27 protein-coding genes are annotated in these 25,375 nt (G+C 68.4%); 19 read left to right on the forward strand and 8 right to left on the reverse strand.

Annotation, left to right across the window (positions count from 1 at the left end):
- The first annotated feature begins 6 nt into the window (after nucleotides 1-6).
- Complete coding sequence (locus EGH21_RS02285) at nucleotides 7-1,092, forward strand: aldo/keto reductase (RefSeq protein ID WP_220616852.1); 1,086 nt, start codon at nucleotides 7-9, stop codon at nucleotides 1,090-1,092.
- 39 nt (nucleotides 1,093-1,131) lie between these two features.
- Here EGH21_RS02285 and EGH21_RS02290 read toward each other — a convergent pair whose 3' ends face one another.
- The gene (locus EGH21_RS02290) at nucleotides 1,132-1,302 is read right to left on the reverse strand and encodes an HVO_0758 family zinc finger protein (RefSeq protein WP_220616853.1); all 171 of its coding nucleotides are present in this window, start codon (nucleotides 1,300-1,302) and stop codon (nucleotides 1,132-1,134) included.
- Nucleotides 1,303-1,417: 115 nt separating this feature from the next.
- Between EGH21_RS02290 and EGH21_RS02295 the strand changes: the two genes are divergently transcribed.
- The 5 genes from EGH21_RS02295 to EGH21_RS02315 are packed head-to-tail and all read left to right on the forward strand — an operon-like array spanning nucleotide 1,418 to nucleotide 5,116.
- Entirely contained in the window at nucleotides 1,418-2,554 is a 1,137-nt protein-coding gene (locus EGH21_RS02295) for an MFS transporter (RefSeq protein WP_220617290.1), read from the forward strand.
- A gap of 40 nt (nucleotides 2,555-2,594) precedes the next feature.
- Nucleotides 2,595-3,065 (forward strand): DUF7109 family protein, encoded by a 471-nt coding sequence (locus tag EGH21_RS02300; RefSeq protein WP_220616854.1) that lies wholly within the window; start codon nucleotides 2,595-2,597, stop codon nucleotides 3,063-3,065.
- Between the two features lie 51 nt (nucleotides 3,066-3,116).
- Nucleotides 3,117-3,737: an NUDIX hydrolase gene (locus EGH21_RS02305; protein WP_220616855.1), complete on the forward strand. Its 621-nt coding sequence runs from the start codon at nucleotides 3,117-3,119 to the stop codon at nucleotides 3,735-3,737.
- Nucleotides 3,738-3,778: 41 nt separating this feature from the next.
- Nucleotides 3,779-4,018, forward strand: a complete 240-nt coding sequence (locus EGH21_RS02310) for a DUF7388 family protein (RefSeq protein WP_220616856.1) — start codon at nucleotides 3,779-3,781, stop codon at nucleotides 4,016-4,018.
- Nucleotides 4,019-5,116 carry an NAD(P)/FAD-dependent oxidoreductase gene (locus tag EGH21_RS02315; protein WP_220616857.1) on the forward strand — a complete coding sequence of 366 codons (1,098 nt, stop codon included), beginning with the start codon at nucleotides 4,019-4,021 and terminating at the stop codon, nucleotides 5,114-5,116.
- A gap of 37 nt (nucleotides 5,117-5,153) precedes the next feature.
- Here the strand turns inward: EGH21_RS02315 and EGH21_RS02320 are convergent, their stop codons facing one another.
- Both EGH21_RS02320 and EGH21_RS02325 read right to left on the reverse strand, forming a co-directional pair.
- Nucleotides 5,154-5,612 (reverse strand): Hsp20/alpha crystallin family protein, encoded by a 459-nt coding sequence (locus EGH21_RS02320; protein ID WP_220616858.1) that lies wholly within the window; start codon nucleotides 5,610-5,612, stop codon nucleotides 5,154-5,156.
- Nucleotides 5,609-5,767: a DUF7559 family protein gene (locus EGH21_RS02325; RefSeq protein ID WP_220616859.1), complete on the reverse strand. Its 159-nt coding sequence runs from the start codon at nucleotides 5,765-5,767 to the stop codon at nucleotides 5,609-5,611. Before EGH21_RS02325 ends, EGH21_RS02320 begins: the two co-directional genes overlap by 4 nt.
- A 99-nt stretch (nucleotides 5,768-5,866) precedes the next feature.
- Here EGH21_RS02325 and EGH21_RS02330 point away from each other — a divergent pair, with 99 nt between their 5' ends.
- The 3 genes from EGH21_RS02330 (at nucleotide 5,867) to EGH21_RS02340 (ending at nucleotide 9,098) form a co-directional block, all read left to right on the forward strand.
- Nucleotides 5,867-6,664 carry a DUF429 domain-containing protein gene (locus EGH21_RS02330; RefSeq protein ID WP_220616860.1) on the forward strand — a complete coding sequence of 266 codons (798 nt, stop codon included), beginning with the start codon at nucleotides 5,867-5,869 and terminating at the stop codon, nucleotides 6,662-6,664.
- Between the two features lie 42 nt (nucleotides 6,665-6,706).
- Nucleotides 6,707-8,608 (forward strand): ABC transporter ATP-binding protein, encoded by a 1,902-nt coding sequence (locus tag EGH21_RS02335; RefSeq protein ID WP_220616861.1) that lies wholly within the window; start codon nucleotides 6,707-6,709, stop codon nucleotides 8,606-8,608.
- A gap of 142 nt (nucleotides 8,609-8,750) precedes the next feature.
- Nucleotides 8,751-9,098, forward strand: coding sequence for a DUF4112 domain-containing protein (locus EGH21_RS02340; protein ID WP_220616862.1), 348 nt, complete (start codon nucleotides 8,751-8,753; stop codon nucleotides 9,096-9,098).
- Nucleotides 9,099-9,130: 32 nt separating this feature from the next.
- On the opposite strand, the gene EGH21_RS02345 is transcribed toward EGH21_RS02340, so the two are convergent.
- The gene (locus EGH21_RS02345) at nucleotides 9,131-10,363 is read right to left on the reverse strand and encodes a glycosyl hydrolase family 18 protein (RefSeq protein WP_220616863.1); all 1,233 of its coding nucleotides are present in this window, start codon (nucleotides 10,361-10,363) and stop codon (nucleotides 9,131-9,133) included.
- A 134-nt stretch (nucleotides 10,364-10,497) separates the two neighbouring features.
- Here EGH21_RS02345 and EGH21_RS02350 point away from each other — a divergent pair, with 134 nt between their 5' ends.
- Entirely contained in the window at nucleotides 10,498-12,216 is a 1,719-nt protein-coding gene (locus EGH21_RS02350) for a radical SAM protein (protein ID WP_220616864.1), read from the forward strand.
- Between the two features lie 116 nt (nucleotides 12,217-12,332).
- Nucleotides 12,333-14,156 (forward strand): flippase-like domain-containing protein, encoded by a 1,824-nt coding sequence (locus EGH21_RS02355; RefSeq protein WP_220616865.1) that lies wholly within the window; start codon nucleotides 12,333-12,335, stop codon nucleotides 14,154-14,156.
- A 6-nt stretch (nucleotides 14,157-14,162) separates the two neighbouring features.
- Here the strand turns inward: EGH21_RS02355 and yjjX are convergent, their stop codons facing one another.
- Nucleotides 14,163-14,678: an inosine/xanthosine triphosphatase gene (yjjX, locus tag EGH21_RS02360; protein WP_220616866.1), complete on the reverse strand. Its 516-nt coding sequence runs from the start codon at nucleotides 14,676-14,678 to the stop codon at nucleotides 14,163-14,165.
- A 206-nt stretch (nucleotides 14,679-14,884) separates the two neighbouring features.
- Here yjjX and EGH21_RS02365 point away from each other — a divergent pair, with 206 nt between their 5' ends.
- The 5 genes from EGH21_RS02365 (at nucleotide 14,885) to EGH21_RS02385 (ending at nucleotide 20,136) form a co-directional block, all read left to right on the forward strand.
- Nucleotides 14,885-15,847, forward strand: a complete 963-nt coding sequence (locus tag EGH21_RS02365; protein ID WP_220616867.1) for a transcription initiation factor IIB — start codon at nucleotides 14,885-14,887, stop codon at nucleotides 15,845-15,847.
- A gap of 84 nt (nucleotides 15,848-15,931) precedes the next feature.
- Complete coding sequence (locus EGH21_RS02370; protein ID WP_220616868.1) at nucleotides 15,932-16,813, forward strand: methyl-accepting chemotaxis protein; 882 nt, start codon at nucleotides 15,932-15,934, stop codon at nucleotides 16,811-16,813.
- Nucleotides 16,814-16,850: 37 nt separating this feature from the next.
- Complete coding sequence (locus EGH21_RS02375; protein ID WP_220616869.1) at nucleotides 16,851-17,879, forward strand: DNA-methyltransferase; 1,029 nt, start codon at nucleotides 16,851-16,853, stop codon at nucleotides 17,877-17,879.
- A gap of 102 nt (nucleotides 17,880-17,981) precedes the next feature.
- Nucleotides 17,982-19,388, forward strand: coding sequence for an FAD-dependent oxidoreductase (locus EGH21_RS02380; protein WP_220616870.1), 1,407 nt, complete (start codon nucleotides 17,982-17,984; stop codon nucleotides 19,386-19,388).
- Nucleotides 19,389-19,449: 61 nt separating this feature from the next.
- A complete protein-coding gene (locus EGH21_RS02385; RefSeq protein WP_220616871.1) occupies nucleotides 19,450-20,136 on the forward strand; it encodes a type I 3-dehydroquinate dehydratase in 687 nt (228 codons plus the stop codon).
- Between the two features lie 72 nt (nucleotides 20,137-20,208).
- On the opposite strand, the gene EGH21_RS02390 is transcribed toward EGH21_RS02385, so the two are convergent.
- Nucleotides 20,209-20,412, reverse strand: a complete 204-nt coding sequence (locus tag EGH21_RS02390; RefSeq protein ID WP_220616872.1) for a DUF8007 family protein — start codon at nucleotides 20,410-20,412, stop codon at nucleotides 20,209-20,211.
- A gap of 93 nt (nucleotides 20,413-20,505) precedes the next feature.
- A complete protein-coding gene (locus EGH21_RS02395; RefSeq protein WP_220616873.1) occupies nucleotides 20,506-21,624 on the reverse strand; it encodes a baeRF10 domain-containing protein in 1,119 nt (372 codons plus the stop codon).
- A gap of 223 nt (nucleotides 21,625-21,847) precedes the next feature.
- Here EGH21_RS02395 and EGH21_RS02400 point away from each other — a divergent pair, with 223 nt between their 5' ends.
- The 3 genes from EGH21_RS02400 to EGH21_RS02410 are packed head-to-tail and all read left to right on the forward strand — an operon-like array spanning nucleotide 21,848 to nucleotide 23,471.
- The gene (locus EGH21_RS02400) at nucleotides 21,848-22,222 is read left to right on the forward strand and encodes a cupin domain-containing protein (protein WP_220616874.1); all 375 of its coding nucleotides are present in this window, start codon (nucleotides 21,848-21,850) and stop codon (nucleotides 22,220-22,222) included.
- Entirely contained in the window at nucleotides 22,219-22,842 is a 624-nt protein-coding gene (locus tag EGH21_RS02405) for a DUF8052 family protein (RefSeq protein ID WP_220616875.1), read from the forward strand. Before EGH21_RS02400 ends, EGH21_RS02405 begins: the two co-directional genes overlap by 4 nt.
- The gene (locus EGH21_RS02410) at nucleotides 22,839-23,471 is read left to right on the forward strand and encodes a DUF6517 family protein (protein ID WP_220616876.1); all 633 of its coding nucleotides are present in this window, start codon (nucleotides 22,839-22,841) and stop codon (nucleotides 23,469-23,471) included. The genes EGH21_RS02405 and EGH21_RS02410 overlap by 4 nt, the downstream gene beginning before the upstream one ends.
- Before the next feature lie 55 nt (nucleotides 23,472-23,526).
- Here EGH21_RS02410 and EGH21_RS02415 read toward each other — a convergent pair whose 3' ends face one another.
- A complete protein-coding gene (locus tag EGH21_RS02415; protein WP_220616877.1) occupies nucleotides 23,527-25,347 on the reverse strand; it encodes a carbon starvation CstA family protein in 1,821 nt (606 codons plus the stop codon).
- Nucleotides 25,348-25,375: the final 28 nt, after the last annotated feature.

The raw sequence follows: 25,375 nt of genomic DNA on the forward strand, positions 1-25,375 counted from the left end.
GGTGGTATGGCAACACGGGAGGCGACCTGGGCGTACCGGGACGACCACGACGACTTCGCGCGCACCTTCTACCGCCGGTTCGGCGACGGCGTCGTCTCCAGCATCGGCGTCGGCACGTATCTCGGCGACCCGACCGACGAACGCGACGACGCGTACCACGACGCCATCGTCACGGCACTCGAAGGCGGTATCAACGTCCTGGATACGGCCATCAACTACCGCCACCAGCGCTCCGAACGCGTCGTCGGCCGGGCGCTGGCCGACGCGGACGTCGACCGCGAGGCCGTCGTCGTGGCGACGAAGGGTGGATTCGTCCCCTTCGACGGGGAGCGACCCGAGAACCCGGGTGCGTACGTCCAGTCGGAGTACGTCGACACGGGTATCGTCGACGCCGATGACCTCGTCAGCGGCCAGCACTGCATCGCGCCGGAGTACCTCGACGACCAGTTGGACCGCTCGCTCGACAACCTCGGACTGGACACCGTCGACCTCTACTACGTCCACAATCCCGAGACGCAACTCGCCGAGCACGGCCGAGACGAGGTGTACGACCGGCTAGAGGCCGCTTTCGAGCGACTGGAGGAGCGCGCGGCGGCCGGCGACCTGAAACACTACGGCGTGGCGACGTGGGAGGCGTTCCGAGTCCCCGAGAGTCACGACAGCTATCTCTCGCTGCCGGAAGTCGTCGAGCGGGCACGGTCGGCCGCGAAGGCGGCTGGGAACACGGCGACGCACTTCCGGGCCATCCAGCTACCGTTCAACGTGTTCATGGCTGACGCGTTCTCCGTCGCCGCCCACGACGGCGCCGACGGTCCCCAGTCGGCGCTGTGGTTCGCCCACGAGGCGGGCCTCGACGTGTTCACGAGCGCCTCTATCATGCAGGGTCGGCTGGCCGAGGAGATGCCCGACAGCGTCGAGGCGCGACTCGACGGCGAGACACGCGCCCAGCGAGCGCTCAACTTCGCGCGGAGCGCCCCGGGCGTGACCTGTTCGCTCGTCGGGACGGGGTCCGCAGAACACGCCCGCGAGAACGTCGACGCCGGACGGTACGAACCGCTGGGTGCGGAGGCGTTCGACGCGGTGTTCGAGTGAGAGCCAGACGAGTCGGTCCGGTAGCCCACCGCTGGGGTGTCACCCGAGTTCTTTCCACTCCGTACCGCACTCGGGACAGACCCGAACCTTGCCGACCTGGTCCGGGTCGTTGTCCGTCGACAGTGGCTCGTCACACGCCGTACACGAGAGTCGACCGTAGCCGTCTTTCTCGACGTCACCCGCACGCAGGGCCTTCCTGACCGAGTCCATAGCGCTAGCTGCGACAGCCGTGGGTAAAAAGACCGTGGCGATTCGGAACAATCTTCGGGGCGAGCGACGACTGTCCGGTGTGTCTCGACGGTCAGTGTTCGGCTCGCTGCTCGGGTTGGTCTTCCTCATCAACCTTGCGCGTGTGGTGTTCGCCCCGTTGCTCGAACCCATCCGGGTCGCGACGGGCGCGAGCAGTGCGACGCTGGGGCTCCTGGCGACGCTCGTCTGGGCCGGGAGCGCGGTGACGCGACTGCCGACCGGCTTCCTGTTGACGCGGGTGACCCGCGCACAGGCGGTCTTCGGCTCCGGCGTCGTGTTGACCGTGGGGGCGACGTTCACCGCGCTGACATCGGACCCGACGCTGTTACTCGCCGGTGCGTTCACGATGGGGCTCTCCAGCGGCGTCTACATCGTCGCCGCGAACACGCTCATCAGCGAACTGTACCCCGACGCGCCGGGTCGCGTCCTCGGCCAGCACGGCGTCGCCAGCCAACTCGCCGCGGTCGGCGCGCCGGCGCTCGTCTCCGCGGCGCTCCTCGTCGGGAACTGGCGGGTGGCGCTGCAGGCGATAGCCGTCGGCGCGGCGGTGATGACCGTCGTGTTCACGCTGGTCGCCCGTCGGACGGCGTTCCCCGAGGCCGGCCACGAGGACAGGGACGTCCTTGGGGCGGTACTGGCGCAGTGGCCCATCATCGTCACCGCGGTGGCGACGCTGGGCTTTACGACGATGGTGTGGAACGGACTGTTCAACTTCTACGTCACGTACGTCGACAGCATCGGCCTCACGAAGGCGACGGGGCGGACGCTCCTGCAGGTCGCGTTCGGCGCCGGCGTGCCGGCGTTCTACGTGAGCGGACGGCTGGCCGACCGCCTGCCGACGCTCCCGTACATCCTCGTCATCGTCGCGGCCTTCACCGGGTGCATCCTCGTCCTCCCGATAGTCAGGGGGTTCTGGCCGCTGGTGGCGTTCAGCGCCGTCACGGGCTACGTCATCCACAGTAGCTTCCCGGCGGTCGATACGTACCTGCTCGGGTCGCTGCCGGACCGCCACCGCGCCAGCGCGTACGCGACGTACGGCGCCGGGATGATGGTGATTCAGGCCCCCGGGAGCGTCGTCTTCGGCGTGTTGCTGGACGCCGGCGTGGCCTTCCCGACCATCTTCGAGTGGATGGGGGCCGGACTCGTCGTGCTCTTGCTCGCACTGCTGGCGCTCCACTTCAGCGGTCGGTTGCCGAGGACGGCCGCCGCCTGAGTCCGGAAACGCTGAAGCCGCTGGGGGTCGCGCACCCGGTATGGACCTGACAGCCGACGACATCGCCGGCGTCGTCGACGTCTTCGGTGCGCTCACCCGTGCCGAACTCGGGCGGGCGTGTTCCGAACTGGCGTTCAAACGTGGCGAGGACGTCGCGACCGACGCGTTCGCCGAGGACGTCGAGGACGCGCTCACGTCGTACCACCTGCTCTCGGTCGCCGACCACGACGAGGACACCGACGAGGCACTCCTCGTCGTCGGCCCGGCGGCGTTCCCGTCGCTGCCGGACGGGGCCGGCGACCTCCCACACATCATGGACGTGCCGGCGCGCACGCTGGACGAGGAGACGGTCGCCCGCGCCGCCGAGGAACGGTTCCGTGAGGACGCCGTCCTCGCCGTGCAGGCGGGCGACGAGGACCGTATCGCGTCACTACTGGACGTGAGCTACGACCTCGAAGCGTGGGGGCCGGTGGAACTGGGGACGGCACGGGACAGGCTGGACGACGCCTGACCGACGGCGACACCCGACCGAGTTAAGGACGTACACTGCTTCGATTGACGTATGGACTTCGACCGGTTGGCGGCACACGACCCCGTCGTCGTCGACGACGAGGAGCGCGAAGCGGCAGTCGTCGTGCCGGTCGTCACCCGACCCGAAGGTGAGGCCATCCTCTTCACGAAGCGGGCCGACCACCTGACCGACCACCCCGGCCAGATGTCGTTCCCCGGTGGCGGCTACGAACCGGTGGACGACGACCTGCTGCGGACGGCGCTCAGGGAGGCCAACGAGGAGATAGGGCTGGACCCGCAGGCCGCACACGTCGTCGGCCGCCTCGACGACATCCGGACCATCACGAACTACTCGGTGCGCCCGTTCGTCGCGCGCATCCCCGACCGAGAGTATATTCCGAACGACGAGGAGGTCGCCGAAGTGGTCGTCCTCCCCGTCGCCGAACTCACCGACCTCGACAACTACGAGTCCGAACACCGCGACCACCCCTACTACGGCGAGATACGCCTGCACTTCTTCTACGTCGACGGCTACACCGTCTGGGGGGCGACGGCGCGGATGCTCGTGCAGTTGCTGGAACTGGCGACCGACTGGGAGATGCCGGCCGAACCCGACCGCTACGCCGGCCCGGACGACGAGTTCCCGGAGTCGGTGCGGGACCAGATACGCTGAGAGCGACAGGGCTTTGCGCGCCGAGACGAACGGACAGACGAATGACGGTACTCGCGACCGGGGCGCTGGCGGTCGACCACGAGGGCCGTGAGCACGTCCCCGACCGGGAGGCGCTGGGGACACTGGCCGACCACGCGGAGGCCCTCGAACGGGTCGTCCGCGACTACGCGCTCGTCGGCCGCCCGGAGACGGTGGCCGACTGGACCGACCAGTTGCCGGACGCGGGCGCCGACACCGTCGTCGGCTACCCGGCCCGCGGCCCCGGGCCGCTCCTCGGATAGATGCGGGTCGGCGTCGTCGGCGGTGGCTGTGTCGGACTCGTCGCCGCCGGTGACATCGCGACGCGCGGAGCCTCCGTAACCCTCTACGAACGGGCCGACCTCGGGAGCGGCGCGACCGGTCGCGCGGCGGGCATCTGCTACGACGCTTTCGCCGGACAGGTGGACGCCGCCGTCGCGGCCCGCGCGCTCGAACGCTACCGCGAGTGGGACCTGCTGACGCCGTGCCCGTACGTCTGGGCCGCCCGCGACGACGGCGACGGGACGGCGATTCGCCAGCAGGTCCGGGAGATGCAGGCCCGCGGTCGGGACGTGAGCGAACTGTCGCCCGACGCACTGGAAAGGCGGTACCCCCACCTCGACACCGACGGTGTCGTCGCCGCCGGCATCGCCCACTCGGCCGGGACGCTGGACCCGGACGCCGTCGTGAGCGCACTGGCGACGCGCGCCCGGTCTGCGGGCGCGACCGTGCAGACCGAGACGCCGGTCGCCCTCGACGGTCCGACGACCGTCGAGACGCCCGCCGGGACAGAGACGTTCGACGCCGTGGTCGTCGCGGCCGGCCCGGCGACGGACCCACTGGTGGCCGACGTGGGCGTCTCGCTCGCGCTGGCGACCTACCGGGCGCAGGCACTCGTCACCGACGCCGTCGACACGACGCTCCCGTCGTTCTACGACGCGACCGAGGAGTTCTACTGGCGGCCGAAGGACGACGGCGTCCTCGTCGGCGACGGGGCGCACGCGGCCGACCAGGACGACTGGAACCGCGACGCAGACCCCGCGTTCGTCGACGCGGTGCTGACGAAGTTCGGGGCCGCGACCACGCTCTCGCCGTCGGTCCGTCGCTCGTGGGCCGGCCTCTGTACGGCGACGCCGGACCGGGACCCGCTACTCGGGCGAGTCGCCGACGGGCTCTGGGTCGCCACTGGCTGGCAGGGTCACGGGCTGATGCGAGCGCCGTCGCTGGGCGAGTACCTCGCCGAGCGAGTGGTAGGCACGGACCCGACACTCGACGTGGCGCTCGGACCGCGAGTCGACCCGACGCGGTTCGACGGGGACGAGTCGTTCGACCCGCTGGGCGATCCGACGGCTGACTGGTAGCGTCTGCGTCGTAGAACAGCGTAAACAGGGAACCTCGTTACTCCTCGGCGTCGTCGGAGGCCGAGACGTCGTGGGCGTCGGTGTCGTCGGAGACGGGTTCGTCGGACGCCTCGTCCTCGGCCGTCTCGGACTTCGGGATGCGGACCTGCAGCGTGCCGTCCTGTTTGAGCGTCGCGGACGCGGTCTCGGCGTCGACGACGGCGTCCTCGGGGAGCGTCACCGAGCCGTCGAGCGCCAGTCCGCGGCCGGGGTACCGCATATCGAAGCCGTCGTGGAAGTCTCGGAAACGGTCGATTCGGACCTCGACGCGGTCCTCGACGTACCTGACCTGCACGTCGCTCGCGGTTGCACCGGGGGCGTCGAAGACGACGAGGTAGGCGTCTTCGGACTCCAGTAGGTCCGCCGGCAGCGGCTTGTTCTCCTGAACCCGGCCGGCGGCCCGGCCGATGTTCTCGAAGATAGCGTTGCCGATAGACTCCCCGATGCCGCGAATCATAGCTCGACGGCCTCCAGCGTGTCGGCCTCACCGCAGTACGGACAGGTGAAGTCTTCGACGCCGGTGTCGTCGGGCATGTCGTAGGTGTAGTGGAGCTCGAACATGTCGAGCGTGCAGTCGTCGTCGGTGCAGACGACTTCCAGAGTGGCTGGCATGGTCGCTGGTTGGTCCGTGAGGCTCAAACCGCTTTCGGAGGCGGAACCGCCGTCGTAACCGTCCGAACATTGATTAGCGCCCGTGGAGAGGGGACAGGCATGGGTTCCGGTGTTCTGGGTGTGGACTTCAGCGGCGCGAACGCGGCCGGGGACGCGCTGTGGGTGACTGAAGCCACGCCGACTTCGGCGGGGATGCGCATCGACGCGTGCTATCGAGCGACAGACGAGTGGGGCCGTGACCGCGAGAGCGCACACGCCGGCCTCGTCGAACGGGTTCGGGCGGACGACGTCGGCGCGGTCGGACTGGACTTCCCGTTCAGTCTCCCCCAGTCGTTGCTCGACGCACAGTGTAGCGGCACTTGGTACGGGTTTCTCGAGTGGGTCGCGAGCGACGGCGGTCCGGCCAGCCCCGACGCGTTCTCCGAGGTGTGTCGCCACACCGCCGAGATGGCCGTCGGCAAGCGAGACGTTCGCCGAGAGACAGACGCCCGGCGCGCGGCGCTCTGTCCGTACACGAACCGGGTCCGGAGCATGACCTACCACGGCGCCCGGAACGTCCTCGGCCGCCTCGCCGACGACCCCGGCACCGCCGTCGCGCCGATGCAGGGCCACGACGCCGAGACGGTGGTCTGTGAGGTGTACCCCGCGGCCACCTTCGGGTGGCTCGGCTGTTACCGCGAGGGGTACAAGACCACCGACGGGGCGCGCGCCCGGCGCGAGACAAACGTCGAGGCCGTCGAGGCGTGTGGCGTCGCGCTGGACGACCACCGCGAGACGTACCACCGGAACCACGACGCACTCGACTCGCTGGCCGCCGCCGTCTCCGCCGGCCGCGTCGCCGACGGCGCTCGGCCGACGCCGGTCGGCACCGTCGAGGAAGGCGCTATCTACGTGTAGCCCAAGCCGGTCATATTTCAGTCCGGACCCGATAGACCGTCTATGACCGACGAACACGGTGGGTTCGAGGGGGTCCGCGAGAACGTGGACGGACACCCGATGGTGAACCTCGTCGCCTACGCGACGCCGTACTGGGCGCGTCTCGTCGTCGGCGTGCTCTCGGCCTTCTGTACTCGCTTCGCCCGCCTCGTTCCGCCTATCGTGGTCGCCGCCGCCATCGACCGCGTGATTCTCAACCGGGGCGAACCCGGCCTGCTGACGGCCGCCGGACTGCTCCCGGCCGGCAGTATCGCGAGTGACGCGGCGAAAGTCGCGTTCCTCCAGCGGCTCGTCGCCATCGCCGCCGTCGCGTATCTGCTCCGGTCGGCGACACGCTTCGCCTCCCGGTATCTCCTCCAGTCGACGGCCCAGAAGATACAGCGCGACCTGCGGAACGACACGTACGACCACCTCCAGCACCTCTCGATGGACTTCTTCGCGAACCACCAGACCGGCGGGATGATGTCCATCCTCAACAGCGACATCAACCGGCTGGAGTCGTTCCTGAACACCGAGTTCCGCCAACTGATTCGGGTCGTCGCCACCGTCGGCGGCATCGCCGTCGTGCTGTGGTGGCACTCGCCGACGCTGGCGCTCATCGCCCTCGCGCCCGTGCCAATCATCGGCGTCGCGAGCGGTTACTTCCTGACGTGGATAGAGCCGCGCTACCGGTCGATTCGGCGCACCGTCTCCCGGCTCAACACCCGGCTGGAGAACAACCTGAGCGGCGCGCCGGTCATCAAGGCCTTCGACCGCTACGAGTTCGAGAACGAGCGAGTCCGCGACCAGAGCCAGACCTACCACGACGAGAAGGTCGGCGCGCTCCGCATCCGGCGGGCGTTCTTCGCCGGTCTCAGACTGCTGACCGGCGTCGTCTTCGTCGGTATCCTCTACGTCGCCGGGATGGACTTCGTGACGAGCGCCGACGGCGAGGCCGCCCTGCAGGCGGGGACGTTCGCGCTGTTCTTCCTCTACCTGCGCCGCCTCTACTCCCCGATGCGGCGGGTCGGGAAGTCCGCGAACAAGTACCAACTCGCGAAGTCGAGCGCCGAGCGAGTGTTCGGTCTGCTGGGGCAGTCCCCGGCTATCACCGACCCCGAGGACCCCTACGAACCCGACAGTCTCGACGGGCGCGTCACCTTCGACGACGTGACCTTCGGCTACGAACCCGACCGGCCGGTGGTCCGAGACGTCTCGCTGGACGTCCCGGCGGGCGCGACAGTCGGACTGGCCGGCCCGACGGGTGCCGGGAAGTCGACGCTCCTGAAACTCGTCCCGCGGTTCCACGACGTGGATTCGGGTGCCGTACAGGTCGACGGCGTCGACGTGCGCGAGTACGGCCTCCAGTCGCTGCGCGACGACGTCGCCGTCGTCGAACAGCAACCGTACCTCTTCTCGGGCACCGTCGCGGAGAACGTCGCCTACGGCGACCGAGAGGTGCTGGACGGGGAGAGCGAGGGGAGCGAGGCCGCCCGCGAACGGGTCCGGGAGGCCGCCCGCGCCGCACAGGCCCACGAGTTCGTCAGCGACCTCCCGGAAGGGTACGACACGCAGATCGGCGAGCGCGGCATCAAACTCTCCGGCGGCCAGCGTCAGCGCGTCGCCATCGCCCGCGCCCTGCTGAACGACCCCGAGATAATCATCTTCGACGAGGCGACCAGCGACGTCGACACGGAGACCGAAGAGCGCATCCAGGCGAGTATCGAGCGACTCGTGGAGGACCGCACCGCCTTCGTCATCGCGCACCGCCTCTCGACGATACAGGACGCCGACCGCATCGTCGTGATGGACGACGGGGAAATCGTCGAGCGCGGGAGCCACGACGACCTGCTCTCGGCGGAGGGTGACTACGCCGACCTGTGGTACGCACAGGCCGACGAGCACCCCGTCAGTGCCGACGACTGATGCCCGGTAGAGCGGGACGGCCTCCCGAGTAACGCCGTCCTCGCCGACGGCCGCGACGGCGCGCCGACAGGTGACTCCGGACGTGCGTATCCAGTGCCGCCACGGGAGGCGGCTTTTTCCGTACGCTCGCCCTCTGGGAACCATGCACACCTCCTCGAACCGGACGGTCAGGCGGCTAGAGCGCATCGCTCGGGCCCTCGACGAGAGCGTCCGGGTTCCGGGCATCGGCATCCGCGTCGGTCTCGACCCGTTGCTGGGCCTGCTCCTGGTCGCCGGAGACGTCGTGACCGGGCTCTGCTCGCTGTACATCGTCCTCGAAGCGGGCAGACTCGGCGTCTCCCGACGAACGCTGGCCCGGATGCTCCTGAACGTCGCGTTAGACGTGGGCATCGGCGTGGTTCCGGTCGTGGGAGACCTCTTCGACGCCCTCTGGAAAGCGAACGTCAGGAACGTCGACCTCGCGGTGGCCGACCTCGAACGGCAGGGATAGCGGCCCGAAACCGTCGGCGGACGAGCGCTCGACTACTGGGCCAGCGCCTCGTTGACGGTGTACAGCAACGCCCCGTACTTGTCGCCGTGGAAGTCCCACATCGTCATGCCGCCGAAGTCGTTGTCGAGGACGTACTCGGCTTTCAGCGCCACCGAACGCATGTTGTCGTAGCTGACGAACTCGCGGTCGTTCTCGGAGTAGAGGTACGGCGCGGCCGCGTCGTCGTGCCAGTAGTACTCGTAGTCGTTGTCGGCGTTGACGTTGTACTCGATGTCCCAGAAGTCGTAGGTCCCCTGCTCCTCGGCGGGGAAGGTGCCGTCCGGGACGCCCTCGAAGGGCTGGTCGAACCCGCGGTTCGCGGGGTCGACGCCGGTGTAGCCGCGACCGAACGTCGCGAAGGTCAGGTTCAGTTTGGCCGGGTCGATAGGGCGGGCCTTCCACGCGTCCATCGCGTTCGCGGTGTAGTACTGGAAGTCCGGCACGCTGTCCGGGTAGGGGTTGTACAGCGGCGCGCCGAACCCGGTGTACTCGTCCCACGGCCCGGCGAAGTCGTAGCAGACGACGTTGACCCGGTCGACGGCGTCGGCCAACTCCGCGACGACCAGTTCCTCGGCGAAGTTCGGGTTGATGGCGGCCGAGAGGCTGAGTTCGTAGTCCTTGTCGTCCTCCTCGCCGGCGGCGTCGAGTTGCCGGCGGACCTCCTGAATCAGGAGCGTGAACTGGCGGATGTCCCCGTCGCGCGTGTACTGGTCGGCGTCCTCACCGCTGGGGTAGCGCCAGTCGAGGTCGAGGCCGTCGAAGTCGTACTCGCGCATAATCTCGACGGCGGTCCGGGCGAACCGGGCGCGACGAGCGCTGTCGACCGTCACCCTCGAGTAGTACCGAGACGCGAAGAACCCCCCGATAGAGAGAATCATCTTCGTGTCGGGGTGGTTCTTCTTGCGTGCCTGGAACGCCGCGAGGTTACGCGTGTCGGCGAACTGGTCGGCGTAGCCCACGCTCCCGTCTTCCTCGACGGAGAGGTAGGCGTACTGGAGGTGGGTAATCTGGTCCAGCGGCACCTCGCCCGGCATGTAGTCGCGTTCGTAGCGCGACCACGCCGGGTAGATGCCGACGACGGACGTCCCCGGCGGCGGGGTGTTCTTGGCGCCGAGTGCCGCGTGAATCGAACCACTGCGTGCGCCGCGTGCCCCCCCGGCCAGACCGACCGCGGCCGTCGCACCGAGCGCCCCCAAGAAGTTTCTGCGTGACAAAGTGGGCTTCATAATCGTAGTAATATATACGCAAATCTAATATATATTTGTTGTGACTGATCGATTTCGTGTAATCATGTCAACTTTCGCCGGCACGACGTGGCCGACCAGACACCGTTTTAGGCGTCGAACGTCAAACCGCGCCCATGACCGTAGACCCCGAGACGCTCGACGTGACCATCGTCGACGGCTACGTCGACGAACCCGCACACTTCGGGGTGCCACCCTACATCTCGACGTACCCTCGGTACGCGGCCGGTGCGATGGTCGACGCCGGCGTCCCCAGTGAGCAGATAACCTACCTGACTATCGACGAACTCCGCGAGGACACCAACCGCTGGCGCGACGTCGAAGAGGCCGACCTCATGGTGTACGTCGGCGGGATGACCGTCCCCGGGAAGTACGTCGGCGGGACACCAGCGGAACCCGACGAGGTGCGGAAACTGGCGTGGACGGCCGATGGCACCTCCGTCATCGGCGGCCCCGTCCGCTTCGGCGTGGGCGAGGCCAACGAGGGGGCAAGCGAGACGGCCCGCGACGACCTGGACTTCGATTTCCTCGCGATGGCCGACGTAGAGGCGGCCGTCTACGACCTCGTCGACTCCGGCCTCGAAGGGTTCGAGAACCGCTACCGCTCCGTCGAGGAGGAGACCCAGTGGGCCCGGGCGGGCGCGTTCGTCGTCGAACAACACCCGAACCACCCGGAGTACCTCATCTGCGAGATGGAGACCTCCCGGGGGTGTCCGTACCGCTGTTCGTTCTGTACGGAACCGATGTACGGCAATCCGGACTTCCGGCCGCCCGAGAGCGTCGTCGACGAGGTGGACGCGCTCTCGGACCGCGGTGTCAAGCACTTCCGTCTGGGCCGGCAGGCCGACATCCTCGCCTACGGCGGCGACGGCGAGGCCCCGAACCCCGACGCACTCCGTCGCCTCTACGGCGGCATCCGCGAGGTAGCGCCCGACCTGGAGACGCTCCACCTCGACAACATGAACCCCATCACCATCGTCAAGTGGCCAGAGAAGGCCCGCGAGGGGATACGCATCATCGCCGAGCACAACACGCCCGGCGACACCGCCGCGTTCGGCCTGGAGTCGGCGGACCCCGCCGTCCAGAGCGACAACAACCTCAACGTCACCGCCGACGAGTGCTTCGAAGCCGTGAAGGTCGTCAACGAGGTGGCCGGGTTCCGTCCGGGCGGTGACCGGGACTCGGCCCCGAACTTCGGCGACGACGCCGCACGACGCCTGCCGAAACTCCTGCCGGGCATCAACCTCGTCCACGGCCTGAAAGGCGAGACGCGGGAGACGTTCGAACACAACAAGCGGTTCCTCCAGCGCGTCTACGACGAGGGCCTGATGCTCCGCCGCGTGAACATCCGGCAGGTGATGGCCTTCGAGGGGACGGACATGGCCGACACCGGCGCGGACATCGCGAAAGACCACAAGCAACTGTTCAAACAGTACAAGCAGGAGGTCCGCGAGGAGATAGACAACCCGATGCTCAAGCGCGTCGCGCCCCCGGGGACCGTGCTGCCGGACGTGCATCTGGAGTACCACCAGGACGGCAAGACGTTCGGCCGCCAACTCGGGACCTACCCGTTGCTCGTCGGGTTGCCCGGCGAACGCGAACTCGGGCGGACGATAGACGTCGCCATCACCGGCCACGGCTACCGGTCGGTGACCGGCGTCCCCTACCCGCTGGACGTCAACAGCGCCTCGATGGACGAACTGACGACGATTCCCGGCGTCGGGCGGAGTCGCGCCGGCGACATCGTCGTAGGCCGACCTTACGAGTCCGAGACGGAGGTCGGCGAGGACCTCTCGCGGTTCGTCACGGCCCGGTCGCCGGGCGACGCGGACTGAGGGGACGTGCCGACGCTGTCTTAGCACCTGTTTAGACGATTAACGCGCTGTTGGTGGGTCAGTGCGTCTCCGAACGAACAGAAGGTACTTTTGGCTCCCTCGCGCAGTGGACACCAATGACCGACGTCGAGGTGAGCGTCGTCCTGCCCGCCTACAACGAGGCAGACACCATCGAGCGGACCGTCTCGGTCACGCTGGAGACGCTCGCCGACTTCCTCCCCGACGACGCGTTCGAAGTCATCGTCGCCGAGGACGGCTGTGACGACCGCACACCCGAGATAGCGACCCGCCTCGCCGCCGAGGACGACCGCGTCCGACACATCCACTCCGACAGACGCCTCGGCCGCGGGGGCGCACTGGAGTACGCCTTCGAACGGGCCGAGGGCGACACGCTGGTGTACTTCGACACCGACCTCGCGACGGACATGTCCCACCTCGAAGAACTCGTCGAGAGCGTCCGCTCGGGCGAGTACGACGTGGCCACCGGGTCGCGCTGGATGCCCGAGAACCGGGCGGACCGGCCGGCCAAACGCGGCGTCCCGAGCATCGGCTACAACACGCTCGTCCGCACCATCCTGCGCTCGGACCTCAGAGACCACCAGTGCGGGTTCAAGGCGTTCGACCGGCAGGCCTTCGAGGTGCTCGGTCCGGCCGTCGAGGACGAACACTGGTTCTGGGACACCGAACTGCTCGTGAAGGCCCAGCGCCGCGGGTTCCGCGTCAAGGAGTTCCCCGTCGACTGGGAACCGAAAGGCGACTCGAAGGTCGACATCGTCCGGGACGTGTTCGGGATGGGGAGCCAGATTCTCCGGACGTGGTGGGAACTCTCCGTCAGTCCCCGCATCACCCGCCGCGTGTCGCTGGGTGCCGGGACGGCGCTGGTCGCGGTGGCGCTCCTGTTGATGACCCAGTATCTGAACCCCCAGACGGTCCTGAACGAGATGGCCGGCGCAGACCCCGCGCTGGTCGGCGCCAGCGCCGTCGTCTACGCGCTCTCGTGGCCGCTGCGTGGCGCACGCTATCGGGACATCCTCGAGTCGATGGGATTCCGCGAGCGGTGGGACTTCCTCACGGGCGCGGTGTTCATCAGCCAGACCGGGAACCTCGTGTTCCCCGCGCGGGCGGGCGACGCCGTGCGCGCCTACGTCGTGAAGGCCCGGCGCTCCATCCCGTACCCATCCGGGTTCGCGTCGCTGGCCGTCGAGCGTGTCTTCGACCTGCTGACCATCACGCTACTGGCCGGCGTCGTGATGATGGGACTGGCGGCGACGGGATCGGCCGACACGCTGATCGGCGCGGTCACCGGCGACGTGGCCGGCGGTGACGCCGCCGCGAGCGGGCAGACGGCCATCGCCGTCGCCGCGTTCGTCGGGTTGGCCGCTATCGGCGCCGTCGTCGCCATCGTCGCCAGCGCCCGGACCGACCGGAACCTCGTCCGCCGGACGGTGGGCCGCCTGAGCGACGACTCCTACGCCGACTACGTCGCGGGCGTCGTCGAACGGTTCGTCGGCGACGTGCAGACGGTGGCCGGCGACGGCCGCTCGTTCGCCCGTGTCGGCCTCGCGAGCCTCGCCATCTGGGCGCTGGACGTGGTGACGGCACTGCTCGTCTTCGCCGCCTTCGGCTACGCGCTCACGCCGTCGCTCGTCGCCGTCGGCTTCTTCGCCGTCAGCGTCGGGAACCTCGCGAAGGTGCTCCCGCTCACGCCCGGCGGCGTCGGCCTCTACGAGGGCGCGTTCACCGTCATCGTCGTGCCGCTGACCCCCGCGGGCATCGGCGTCGCGACGGCGCTGTCGGTGGCCATCGTCGACCACGCCGTGAAGAACGCCGTCACCATCGTCGGCGGCGTCGTCTCGATGGCGTGGCTCAACGTCTCGCTGACCAAAGCCGTCGAGGAGTCCCGGACCGCCGCCGACGTCGAACCCGAGGCGACCGACTGAGGTGGGTCAGCGGGTATCGTACCGGTCGGTGAGGAACGGCCCGAACGCCCCGGCGACGGCGTCGGTCAGCGCGTCCGTCCGCGTGAGTCGCCCGTCGGTGTAGACGCCGACGGCACCCTCCCGTTCGGCGACGGCCTCGCGCCCGAGTCTGTCGTCGAGGACCGGGCCGAGTTCCTCGCCGTCACGGACGCGACCGGCGACGGCCTCGGGGAGTCGGATGGACGGTCCCTCGCCGTACGCCGTCCGGTCGCCGTCGGTGACGACGGCCCACATCACGAGCCAGAGCCCCGGCGGCCGGTCGCGCTCCGTGACGCCGCCCTCGATACCGACGCCGAAGTCGGCGTCGGTGGCAGACAGCGCCGCCGCCGCCCGGTTTTCAGCGCCCGTGACCGTCTCCGCACGGCCCCGTGGCTGTTCGGCCACGCCGGAGTCGACGCCGACCGAGACGACGACGGCGTCCGGCAGGATACGCTCGACAGCGGCCCGCTTGACCGGATTCTCGCTCCCGACTGCGACGTCCATATCTCTGGAAACTGCCGGATGATTCATGATTGTTGTTATTTGAATGGTCTTGTGTTCCGTACACAAACACGTGTTTCGTGGCGTAACTCGCCCGTCCTCGTTTCGATACCACAATTTTTAAATCTCTTTCGGACAGACGCAGTATTACCGATTGCCTCCGGGTTCTACGGCGAGTCCCACCCGGTGAGCACCCGCCTTCGCAACCAATGAGCGAACACACGCGAACACGACGACGGACGGACGAGCAGACAGAGGAATCGACGTCGACTTCGACCGCCTGCCCCGAGTGCAGTGGCTCTCTCGTGATGGACGACGAACACGGCGAGACGGTCTGTGAGGACTGTGGGCTGGTCGTCGAGTCCGACGAAATCGACCGCGGTCCCGAGTGGCGCGCCTTCGACTCCAGCGAGAAAGACGAGAAGTCCCGTGTCGGCGCACCGACGACGAACATGATGCACGACAAGGGCCTCTCGACCAACATCGACTGGCGCGACAAGGACGCCTACGGCAACTCCCTGTCGGGCAAACAGCGCCAGAAGATGCAGCGCCTGCGCAAGTGGAACGAGCGGTTCCGCACCCGCGACTCCAAGGAGCGCAACCTCAAGCAGGCGCTCGGCGAGATAGACCGGATGGCCTCCGCGCTCGGCCTCCCCGAGAACGTCCGCGAGACGGCCTCGGTCATCTACCGCCGCGCACTGGACGAGGACCTACTTCCGGGTCGCTCCATCGAGGGCGTCTCGACGGCCTCCGTGTACGCCGCCGCGCGACAGGCCGGCGTTCCCCGCTCGCTCGACGAGATTACGGACGTCTCCCGGGTCGAGAAGAGCGAGATCGCCCGGACCTACCGCTACGTCGTCCGCGAACTCGGTCTGGAAGTGAAACCCGCCGACCCCGAGAGCTACGTCCCGCGCTTCGCCTCCTCGCTGGACCTCTCCGACGAGGCCGAGCACCGCGCCCGGCAACTCCTCCAGAACGCGAAAGAGCAGGGCGTCCACTCCGGGAAGTCGCCCGTCGGACTGGCCGCCGCCGCCGTCTACGCCGCCGCGCTGCTGACCAACGAGAAGACGACGCAGGCCGCCGTCAGCGAGGTCGCCGACATCTCCGAGGTCACCATCCGCAACCGCTACCACGAACTGCTGGAGGCCGAGCAGGACCTGCCCGTCGCGTAGCCGGCGCGCTCCGGCGTCCGAGGGAGAATCAGGGCTGATAACCACGGAGGTACGTTTAATCTGCTGGACCCGTGCGGTGAGAACATGGCTTCAGATTCGGGCGACGTCGCCCCGAGCGTCGCCGGGTCCAGTGACCGGGACCTCGGCACCGCTATCGACGAGCTGTTGCGAACGTCGGAGAGCGTCTCCGCCAGCTCACAGGAGATAAGCGACCTCGCGAACGAACAGTCGGAGAACATGCGCGAGGTAGCCGGTGAGGTGTCGAACCTCTCGGCGACCGTCGAGGAAGTCGCGTCGAGTGCCAGTCAGGTCCGACAGGTGAGCGACCGTGCCAGAGAACTCGCCGACGAGGGGCGTGACGTGGCCGACGACGCCATCGACGCGATGGAGTCGGTCGACGAGGCCAACGAGGCGGTCTCCGAGGACGTCGAGCGACTCCGCGACCGCATCGACGAGATAGACGAGATCGTCGAGGTAATCAACGACATCGCCGACCAGACCAACATGCTCGCGTTGAACGCGTCCATCGAGGCCGCTCGCGCGGGCGAGGCCGGCGAAGGGTTCGCCGTCGTCGCCAACGAGGTCAAGAGCCTCGCCGAGGAGTCCCAGCAGAACGCCACCGAGATAGAGCAACTCGTCTCGAACATCAAGGCCGACACGGAGGACACCGTCGAGAGCATCGACGACGCCAACGAACAGGTCGAGGAAGGCATCGAGCAGGTGAGCCGAACCGTCGAGATTCTGCGGGACATCGACGAGGCCGTCGAGGAGGCCGCCCGAGGTGCCGAGGAGGTCGCCTCCGCCACCGACGAACAGGCCGCGTCCACCGAGGAAGTCGCCAGTATGGTCGACCTGACCGCCGAGAACGCCGAGGAGGTCGCCGACGAGATCGAACAGATAGCCGCGGCCAACGAGCAACAGACCGCGAAGATAACCGAGATTCAGGGACTCCTCGACCGTCGATAACCGCAAGACACGAGTCCCGGCGACTTCAGAACTCGCTATGGAGACGAGCCACCGGGTCGTCACGGGCGACGCCCGAGAGTTGCCACTGGCAGACGACAGCGTCGAACTCGTCGTCACCTCGCCGCCGTACCCGATGATAGAGATGTGGGACGACATCTTCGCCGCGTTGGACCCCGACGTCGGGACGGCACTCGACGAGGACGACGGCGACAGGGCCTTCGAGTTGATGCACGACGTGCTCGACACGGTGTGGGCCGAAATCGAGCGCGTCCTCGTGCCGGGCGGTATCGCCTGTATCAACGTCGGCGACGCCACGCGGTCGCTGGCCGACGGGTTCCGCTCGTACCCGAATCACGCGGAGATAACCGACCGATTCACCGACCGCGGCCTGCGGGCGCTCCCGGACATCCTCTGGAGGAAACCGACCAACAGCGGCGCGAAGTTCATGGGGTCGGGGATGGTCCCGCCCAACGCCTATCCCACGCTGGAACACGAACACGTCCTCGTGTTCCGCAACGGGGAGCGACGCCGTCTCGAACCCGGCGCCGACCGGCGCTACGAGAGCGCGTACTTCTGGGAGGAGCGCAACGAGTGGTTCTCGGACCTCTGGGAACTGCCCGGCGAAGCACAGGACATCGACGACGGCCTGCGCGACCGGTCGGGGGCGTTCCCGATGGCGATTCCGTACCGCCTCGTCTCGATGTTCTCCGTCTACGGCGACACCGTGCTGGACCCGTTCCTCGGCACCGGGACCACGACGCTGGCGGCGATGGCCGGCGCTCGGAACTCCGTCGGCGTCGAGCGCGACCCCGACCTCGTCCGAGCGCTCGCCGAGCGAGTGGACCGTCTCCCCGACCGCTCGGAACGGTTGGCGCGCGAGCGACTGGCCGACCACCGCGAGTGGGTCGAGCAGTACCGGGACCGGGGGAACGAACCGGGCTACGAGGCCGAACACTACGACTTCGCCGTCAACACCAAACAGGAGCGTCGCATCCGTCTGTACGCCGTCGACGGCGTCGAGCGAACGGACGAGGGCTATCGCGTGACGCACGCCCCGGTCGAGTGACCGAGTGGGTGACGGGGGAGAAGAGGCTGGTCGTCGGCACGACGAGCGTCGTGGTAATTGTTAACACGACGAGGTGAGAACAGGACGGTGGGGACACCTGCGATGACCCTGACAACCGTACCCAGATACGACCGCGACGAGGTCGACGCCGTCGGAGACCACGCGGTAGTCGTCGGTGCGAGCATGGCGGGGCTGCTGGCGGGGCGCGTGCTAGCGGACGGCTTCGAGTCGGTGACGGTCGTCGAGCGGGATTCGCTCCCGGACGAACCGACCACTCGCCGGGGCGTGCCACAGGGCGACCACGTCCACGCGCTTCAGGAGGCGGGCCGGGCCACCCTCGAAGACCTGTTCCCGGGCTACAGCAAAGAACTCCTGTCGGCCGGCGGCCTGCTCGTCGACACCATGAGCGACTTCCGCCACTACGAGAAGGGCGGCTTCCTCGCGGAGGGAGCGACACGCATGCCGATGTACTCCGCGACGCGGCCGCTCCTCGAACAGGTGGTCCGTCGCCGTCTCGCCGCCGTCGACTGCGTCACGCTCAGGACCGAGTGCCGGCAAGTCGACTACCTGACGACCAGCGACGGCACGGCGGTCACTGGCGTCGAACTGCGAGCCGACGGCGGCCACGACGAGGTGGACGCCGACCTCGTGGTCGACGCGACCGGCAGGACGAGTCAGACGGCGACGTGGCTCGGTGACAACGGCTACGAGTCACCCCCCGTCGACGAGGTCCACATCGACATCGCCTACAGCACCATCAGCGCCGAGCGACCGGCCGGCGACCGCCGGGCCTTCTTCGTCCCACCGGACCCGCCACGCACCCGCGGGGCCGGCGTCTTCCCGGTCGAGGACGGGCACTGGGTGGCGACGCTCGCGGGCGTTCACGGCGACCACCCGCCGACCGACCCGGCCGAACTGAGTGCCTTCGCCGCTACCCTCCCCGTGCCCGAACTGGCCGAGATATTCGACGAGCAGGGGCTGACCGAGGCGGACGTCGCTCACTATCCGTTCCCCTCTAACCGACGCCGCCGCTTCGAGGCCCTCGACCGGTTCCCGGACGGCCTCGTCGTCACCGGCGACGCGCTGTGCAGTTTCAACCCCATCTACGGGCAGGGGATGTCGGTCGCGGCCCTCGAAGCGCTCGTGTTGCACCACACGCTGGCGTCGGCGGAGGACACCGGGTTCGGACTGTCGTTCTTCGAGGCGGTCGAACCCATCATCGACGTGCCGTGGTCCATCGCCGTCGGCGGGGACTTCGAGTTCCCGGCGACGACCGGTCCGAAGCCCCGCGGCACCGACCTGTTCAACCGCTACATCGCGCGACTGATTCGGCAGGCCCAGTCGGACTGGCGTCTACGCGAGGCGCTGGTGCGCGTGTTCATGATGGAGACGCCTCCGAGTTCGCTGTTGCGACCGACGACGGCGTACCGCGTCCTCAAACCGACCCGGTCGGACGTCGAGACGCTCTCGAAACGACCGGTCGCGAGCGGGCACTGGGGACGCCCGTAGCGGCCTGCGGGGCCGCCACGGAGGCGGCGTCTTTTTACGCCACCTCCGCCGAACGTCGGGCATGGACTTCACCTCGTTCACGCTGCTGGCTGCCGGCTCCGACCTCTCGATGGAACCGGCCGCCCGCGAGGACGCCGACGGCGTCGAACTCCGGATGGACTTCGCCGCCGACCCGCTGGGCCAAATCGACGCCTACGACGGCGACCTGCCGGTCCTCGTCACCAACCGCGTCGCGTGGGAGGGGGGAGAGGCGCCCGACGACGCGGCACGACTCGACGCGCTGGAGCGTGCCGTCGAGTACGACGCCGTCACGGCCGTCGACCTCGAACTCGCGGCGCTGGACGGCGACGGTGACTACGACGCCGCTCGGGTCGCCGACCACGCCCGCGACCACGGCGCGTCGGTCGTCGTCTCGACCCACGACTTCGAGGCGACCCCCGACCGCGACGCCATCGTCGACCGACTGGCGCGGGCCTGCGACCACGGCGACGTGGGGAAGATGGCCACGACCGCCCACTCGCCCGACGACGTGCTGGCGATGCTCGGTGCGACCCGTGAACTGTCGGCCGCCGGCGAGCGGGTGGCGACGATGTGCATGGCCGAGGCCGGCCGGCACTCGCGGGCCGTCGCCCCGCTGTACGGGTCGCGTATCGGCTACGCACCGGTCGACCCCGCCGAGGCGACGGCTCCGGGGCAGTACGACCTCGCGACCCTGCGCTCGCTCGTCGAGCAGTTACGGAGTGAGTGACCGGTGCGGCGTCGGTACTAGACGACGCTGGGGACCGCTCGTCCGACCGTCGGCGAGACTGGAGAAGGTGTGCTAGCGGCCGTAGGTCAGCCGCGTCGCCACGTCGTCGAGGCGGCGCTTGACGCCCGAGAGCCACGCACCGGGCGAGACGGCCCGAGCCTCGTCGTCGGACACCTCGATGCGCTCGGACCCGAACGCGCTGGACCCGTCCCCGTCCGAGACGTCGACGACGGTGGTCATGCTACACCGACCGCAAGTTTCCGTCTTCTTGCCCATGATATACCGTGATGGTTGTCGGGAGAGACGAATAAAGCTTGCCGCTGTGCGCGACAGGTGGGGAACCGCCACTAGAGCGGGGCGGTGCGCCCGTCAGGCGACGGGGTGGCGGAGAATCGCGCCGACGCCGTCGAACCCCTCGGCGAACCGCTCACCGCGGTCGTACCCGGTCGGGACGACGACGGTGTCAGCGCCGGTCTCTGCCGCCTGTCTGGCGAGTATCTGGGCGTCCGCCGCGTCGAGCGAGTCGGCCAGCAACACCGTCTCTGCGGCACCGTTGTCGACGGCCTCGGCGGTGTCCTCGTGTCCGTAGACGGTCGGGTCGTCGCCGTCGAGGTCCGCGAAGAAGGTGTCGAGCGTCTCGCGGGCCTCGCCGACGTCGAGTGCGTCGGCGGCCTCGGCCGCCTCGACCAGTTCGCGGAGTCCCTGTTCGGAGGCGTAGGCCACCTCGAAGGGACCGGCGACCCGGTCGGCGAGGCGGTCGGGGAGATGGTCACCGTCCTCGAACCGTTCGACCATCACTTCGCTCCCGCCGAGTACCAGTCGGTCGATGCCGGCGTCGGGGTCGTCACTGCCGGTCCCGGCGTCCTCGAGGAACACCCGTTCGGCGGCCGTACCGACCGCGTCGAAGAACTCGTCGGCGCGTTCGTCGCTCCGCCCCTGGAAGCGGTCCTCGGACCGACCCTCGGCAGCCTGCTTGCTGGGCACGTCGCTGGTCACCTCGTCGACCAGTTCGACCGTCTCGGCGTCGTAGCGGCCGAGGACAGCCGATTCGCGGGTGACTATCAGCAGTCCGTGGGTGGGGGCGTCGGCCGACGGGGCGACGCGCACGTCCAGCGGCGACGTGTCGAACTCGTTCGAGCGCTCGTACACCGACTCGGTCACCGGTTCGGCGAGGTCGTCGAAGACGTAGGTCCGGAGGTCGCTGTCGACGACGCCGGCGTAGACGACGAGGCCGTTCTCCGGCGTCCGCTCGTAGTCGTGGAGGATACGGCGTATCTCTTCGAGGGCGTCCTCGACGTAGGTCTGCGTCGTCTCGTCCGTGTCGAGGTAGTTCGCTTCGGCGTGGTCCGCTTCGATGCGTTCCAGCGTCTCGCCGAGCGGTGCCGTGGCGGGGACAGCGACCGTCAGCAGGCGGTCTGTGTCGGCGGTCGCTGTGTCGACTGCTTCGATTCGTCCTCGGAAGTCGTCCGCGTGTGTAGTGTCGGTCATTGCGTGTAGTCGTGGACGCCAACGGTTGGTCGTCGGGTCCTGTGCGAACGTCGACACTGCGAGCGGCGTCTCCGGGACTGCGAGATGGTCGCATCGGATGGGTGACGGAGGGAGCGTGTTAAATGCAGTGGTGTCTACTCGCTGTCACGTTATTCCGTCACACACCGACGTGAGCGGCCGCTCGGGACCGACGTTTTAGGTGGGTCGCCGACGAGTGTGCGATATGGGGTATCATCACATCGCGCCGGACGACGTCGCCGCCACACCAGACCGACCGTGCGTCCAGCGGTCCATCGGCGACGCCGCAGGGTTAGAGCAGATGGCTGCGAACGTCTACGAAGTGGCCCCCGGAGAACAGATTCCGCTGGCCTACCACTACCACGACGACCAGGAGGAGGTCTTCTACGTCCTCTCGGGAACGCTCCACGTCGAGACACCCGAGGGGACGTTCGAGGTCGGGGCCGACGAGGTGTTCGTCGTCGAGCCCGACAGCCCACAGCGAGCGTTCAACCCGGAGTCGGCTACCGAACCAGCCGAGACGTTCGTCGTCGGCGCACCGGCCGTCGACGACGTCCACCCGTACGACCCGGACGAATGAGCGAATCCGACGACACCCGACGCACAGCAGAGGCCCCAGAGACGGCGGCCGAGGCCGACGCCGACCTGCCCTCGTGGGACGACGACTACCTCCAGCGCGTCGCCGACCGTCTCAAGTTCAACTACGACCTCGAACGGGACCACACGGCCGGGAGCCAGCGCTTCGAGATGTACGGGCGGCTGTACGTCGAGAGCCAGAAGCAGTTCTTCCACCAGTCTATCAACTGGGCCAACTACGAGACGGTCGAACACCTGTTCGTGCGGCGGGCCGACGGGGTCTCGCGGGCAGACCTCGACGCGCTGGTCGAGTTGGGGCACGACCTCGCCGACGAGTGGATAGCGGCCGACGAGGAACACCAGGGGACCGACTTCACGTTCGTCCTCGTGGTGCCCGACATCCCCGAGGACGTGCGCTCGTACGTCGACGGGTTCCGCGACCGGACCCTACTGAAGTACGGCTACTACGGTGCCTACGAAGTGAACCTCGCCGTGGTCGCCCCCGACCGCGAGGACGCCGTGGGGAGTTCGGAGGCCGACGTGACCGCGGCCTTCGAACTGTGGCGTGACCTCGACGCGGGCCCCGACGGACTGCTGGGTCGGCTCCGGGCCTGGCTGGGATGAGCCGACCGGCGCTCGCCGTCGCACTCGTCGCGTTCGTCGCGCTGGCGGGGTGTTCCAGCGGTGGCCCGTCGCGCGTGGTCGCCGCCGGGACGCCGGCCACGGTGGACGCGACGGCCCTCGACGGGACCGGCTACGAGCGCGTCGGGACGGCCAACAGGACGTTCAACACGACGGTCGGCGCGACCATCAGCGGCGACGTGAAGATGAGCGCCGAGCGTCCGGTGACGGCGACGACGCCTATCACGACCTACCGCCGCGGGACCGACAGCGGCCCGGCGCTGGTCCTCGTCGCGACGGCGCCGGCCGTCCACCCGATAGAGAACCAACCGGTCGTCAGGAACCCCCTCGCGACCCTCTCGCCGACCGCCCTCGTGACCTACCTGCAGTCGACCTACGCCGTCGAGTCGCTGGAGCGAGGTGAGAACACGACCGTCCGGTTGCTCGCCAACGAGACGGCGGCCCGGACCTACACCGGCACGGCGACCCGCGGGGGGGAGACGGTCCCCGTCCGCGTCACTGTCGTCTCGGTGCGCGACGGCGAGGAGTTCGTCACCGTCGTCAGCGTCACGCCGCGCTCGGCGGCCGACGACGAGCGAGTCCAGCAGGTCGTCGCCGGCGTCACGCACTGAAAAAGTACCGCGAAGCATCGTCGTCGAACGGGCACCGATGCCCGTGGTCGTCCGCTCAGTCGTCGGCCGGCGCGCCGCTGGGCCGTTCGCGCACGGTCCGGATGTTCTTGTAGCCGATCCAGACCAGCGAGAGCGCGAGGCCGACCAGCACCAGTGCCAGCACTATCTGGACGGCGACCGAGATGCGAGCGAAGATGCCCGCGCTCTCGGCGAAGCCGCCCTGGATGAACTGCTGGTAGAGGTTCTGGTACAGCGAGAGGTACAGTAGGGCACAGACGGTGATGACGGTCATCAGCGCCATCGGGACGCCGGTGCTGATGAGCTGTTTGTCGTCGTCCCAGTTGGCCAGCCACACCGTCGCGGTCAGCAGCGCCAGCGCGGCCAGTAGCTGGTTCGCACCGCCGAAGAGGGGCCACAGGCTCGCCCAGGAGCCGCTGGCGACCAGCGCGTAGGCGATGAGACACTGGATGGCCGCGTTACTGTAGCGGTTGGTGCCGACCTCCTGGGCCTGTCGGATGGCCGAACTGCTGGCGTCGGGCGTGCCGACGATTTCCTCGGCCATGTAGCGGCCGAGCCGGACGGCCGTGTCGGTCGAGGTCAGCAGGAAGCTCACGAGCACGAGCGCCATGAACGGCGCACCGACGGACGTCGGGATGCCGAAGCTCGTCAGCATCACGCTGCCACCGGACGCGAAGTTCGGGAGCGCACGACCGATACCGCCACCGGCCGTGACGCCCGCGACGGCGACGGTGCCGAGCGCGACGGTCGCGAGCAGGCCTTCGCCGAGCATCCCACCGTAGCCGATGGGGCGGGCGTCCGTCTCCTTGTTCAGTTGCTTCGCCGTCGTCCCCGAGGACACCAGCGAGTGGAAGCCGCTGATGGTCCCACAGGCGATGGTCACGAACAGCAGCGGGAACAGCGGCAGGCCCGCCGTCCCCATGAAGCCGTAGTACGGTTCGAGCTGGATGACCAGCGGTTCCGCGGACGTCCCCAGCAGGGTGCCGACGATAATCGCCAGCAGCGCCCCGCCGACGCCTGCGTACAGCAGGAACGACGAGAGGAAGTCACGCGGCTGGAGCAGCGTCCACACCGGGAGCACCGACGCGATGGCCGCGTACAGCAGGATGACCGGAATCCAACCGGCGGTGTTCGCGCCCAGCGTGCCCGCCGCGGGCACTATCGACGCCAGCCCCGAGCCGAACAGGACGATGGTCCCCTCGGGGAGCCCCTCGGCCGGGAACAGCGCGAGCGGGAACTCGATACCGACGAAGACCCCGCCGAACACCGCGAGGACGAACGCCGCCGTCCCCGGGATGAACGGGAGGTCCAGCTGGTACAGGTACACCCCGAACACCAGCGCGAGGGCGATGTAGACGAAACTCGCCGTCGCGGCCTGTGGGTAGGCGTTGAACACGATGGCGACGACGAGCGCGAACACTGCCACCACGAGGATGATGGTCAGGAACGCGAACCACAGCAACATCTTCTTCCCCCGGTCCCCGACGTACTCGCCGATGATGTAGCCGATGGACTTCCCCTCGTGCCGGAGACTTCCCGACAGCGAGACGAAGTCGTGGACGCTACCCATCAGCGGGTTGCCGATGGCGATCCACAGCAGGGCCGGCACCCACCCCCAGACGACGCCGGCGGTGATGGGCCCGACGATGGGCGCACCCCCGGCGATGCTGGAGTAGTGGTGTCCCAGCAACACCGGTTTCTTCGAGGGGACGTACTCCTGTCCGTCCTCGTACTTGTGTGCCGGTGTCTCGTTTTGGTCACTCAACTCCACGAACTGCGCCAGATACCGTGAGTACCCGAGGTATCCAACGCTGAACGTCAACAGCGTCGCTACGACGAGCCACAGTACTTGTACCATGTTATTGACCCTCACCCGTATCTGTGGG

The sequence above is a fragment of the Haloarcula rubra genome, assembly GCF_019599465.1.
In the GTDB taxonomy this organism is placed as follows: Archaea; Halobacteriota; Halobacteria; order Halobacteriales; family Haloarculaceae; genus Haloarcula; species Haloarcula rubra.

Bases quoted from the DNA above. Each gene is read 5' to 3' on its own strand.
- EGH21_RS02315 (WP_220616857.1), top strand. From the start codon at position 4,019: ATGCGGGTCGGCGTCGTCGGCGGTGGCTGTGTCGGACTCGTCGCCGCC.
- EGH21_RS02320 (WP_220616858.1), bottom strand. From the start codon at position 5,612: ATGATTCGCGGCATCGGGGAGTCTATCGGCAACGCTATCTTCGAGAAC.
- EGH21_RS02405 (WP_220616875.1), top strand. From the start codon at position 22,219: ATGAGCGAATCCGACGACACCCGACGCACAGCAGAGGCCCCAGAGACG.
- EGH21_RS02395 (WP_220616873.1), bottom strand. From the start codon at position 21,624: ATGACCGACACTACACACGCGGACGACTTCCGAGGACGAATCGAAGCA.
- EGH21_RS02340 (WP_220616862.1), top strand. From the start codon at position 8,751: ATGCACACCTCCTCGAACCGGACGGTCAGGCGGCTAGAGCGCATCGCT.
- EGH21_RS02290 (WP_220616853.1), bottom strand. From the start codon at position 1,302: ATGGACTCGGTCAGGAAGGCCCTGCGTGCGGGTGACGTCGAGAAAGAC.
- yjjX (WP_220616866.1), bottom strand. From the start codon at position 14,678: ATGGACGTCGCAGTCGGGAGCGAGAATCCGGTCAAGCGGGCCGCTGTC.
- EGH21_RS02400 (WP_220616874.1), top strand. From the start codon at position 21,848: ATGGGGTATCATCACATCGCGCCGGACGACGTCGCCGCCACACCAGAC.
- EGH21_RS02345 (WP_220616863.1), bottom strand. From the start codon at position 10,363: ATGAAGCCCACTTTGTCACGCAGAAACTTCTTGGGGGCGCTCGGTGCG.
- EGH21_RS02365 (WP_220616867.1), top strand. From the start codon at position 14,885: ATGAGCGAACACACGCGAACACGACGACGGACGGACGAGCAGACAGAG.
- EGH21_RS02390 (WP_220616872.1), bottom strand. From the start codon at position 20,412: ATGGGCAAGAAGACGGAAACTTGCGGTCGGTGTAGCATGACCACCGTC.
- EGH21_RS02310 (WP_220616856.1), top strand. From the start codon at position 3,779: ATGACGGTACTCGCGACCGGGGCGCTGGCGGTCGACCACGAGGGCCGT.
- EGH21_RS02375 (WP_220616869.1), top strand. From the start codon at position 16,851: ATGGAGACGAGCCACCGGGTCGTCACGGGCGACGCCCGAGAGTTGCCA.
- EGH21_RS02350 (WP_220616864.1), top strand. From the start codon at position 10,498: ATGACCGTAGACCCCGAGACGCTCGACGTGACCATCGTCGACGGCTAC.
- EGH21_RS02300 (WP_220616854.1), top strand. From the start codon at position 2,595: ATGGACCTGACAGCCGACGACATCGCCGGCGTCGTCGACGTCTTCGGT.
- EGH21_RS02335 (WP_220616861.1), top strand. From the start codon at position 6,707: ATGACCGACGAACACGGTGGGTTCGAGGGGGTCCGCGAGAACGTGGAC.
- EGH21_RS02305 (WP_220616855.1), top strand. From the start codon at position 3,117: ATGGACTTCGACCGGTTGGCGGCACACGACCCCGTCGTCGTCGACGAC.
- EGH21_RS02355 (WP_220616865.1), top strand. From the start codon at position 12,333: ATGACCGACGTCGAGGTGAGCGTCGTCCTGCCCGCCTACAACGAGGCA.
- EGH21_RS02415 (WP_220616877.1), bottom strand. From the start codon at position 25,347: ATGGTACAAGTACTGTGGCTCGTCGTAGCGACGCTGTTGACGTTCAGC.
- EGH21_RS02325 (WP_220616859.1), bottom strand. From the start codon at position 5,767: ATGCCAGCCACTCTGGAAGTCGTCTGCACCGACGACGACTGCACGCTC.
- EGH21_RS02380 (WP_220616870.1), top strand. From the start codon at position 17,982: ATGACCCTGACAACCGTACCCAGATACGACCGCGACGAGGTCGACGCC.
- EGH21_RS02370 (WP_220616868.1), top strand. From the start codon at position 15,932: ATGGCTTCAGATTCGGGCGACGTCGCCCCGAGCGTCGCCGGGTCCAGT.
- EGH21_RS02285 (WP_220616852.1), top strand. From the start codon at position 7: ATGGCAACACGGGAGGCGACCTGGGCGTACCGGGACGACCACGACGAC.
- EGH21_RS02385 (WP_220616871.1), top strand. From the start codon at position 19,450: ATGGACTTCACCTCGTTCACGCTGCTGGCTGCCGGCTCCGACCTCTCG.
- EGH21_RS02410 (WP_220616876.1), top strand. From the start codon at position 22,839: ATGAGCCGACCGGCGCTCGCCGTCGCACTCGTCGCGTTCGTCGCGCTG.
- EGH21_RS02330 (WP_220616860.1), top strand. From the start codon at position 5,867: ATGGGTTCCGGTGTTCTGGGTGTGGACTTCAGCGGCGCGAACGCGGCC.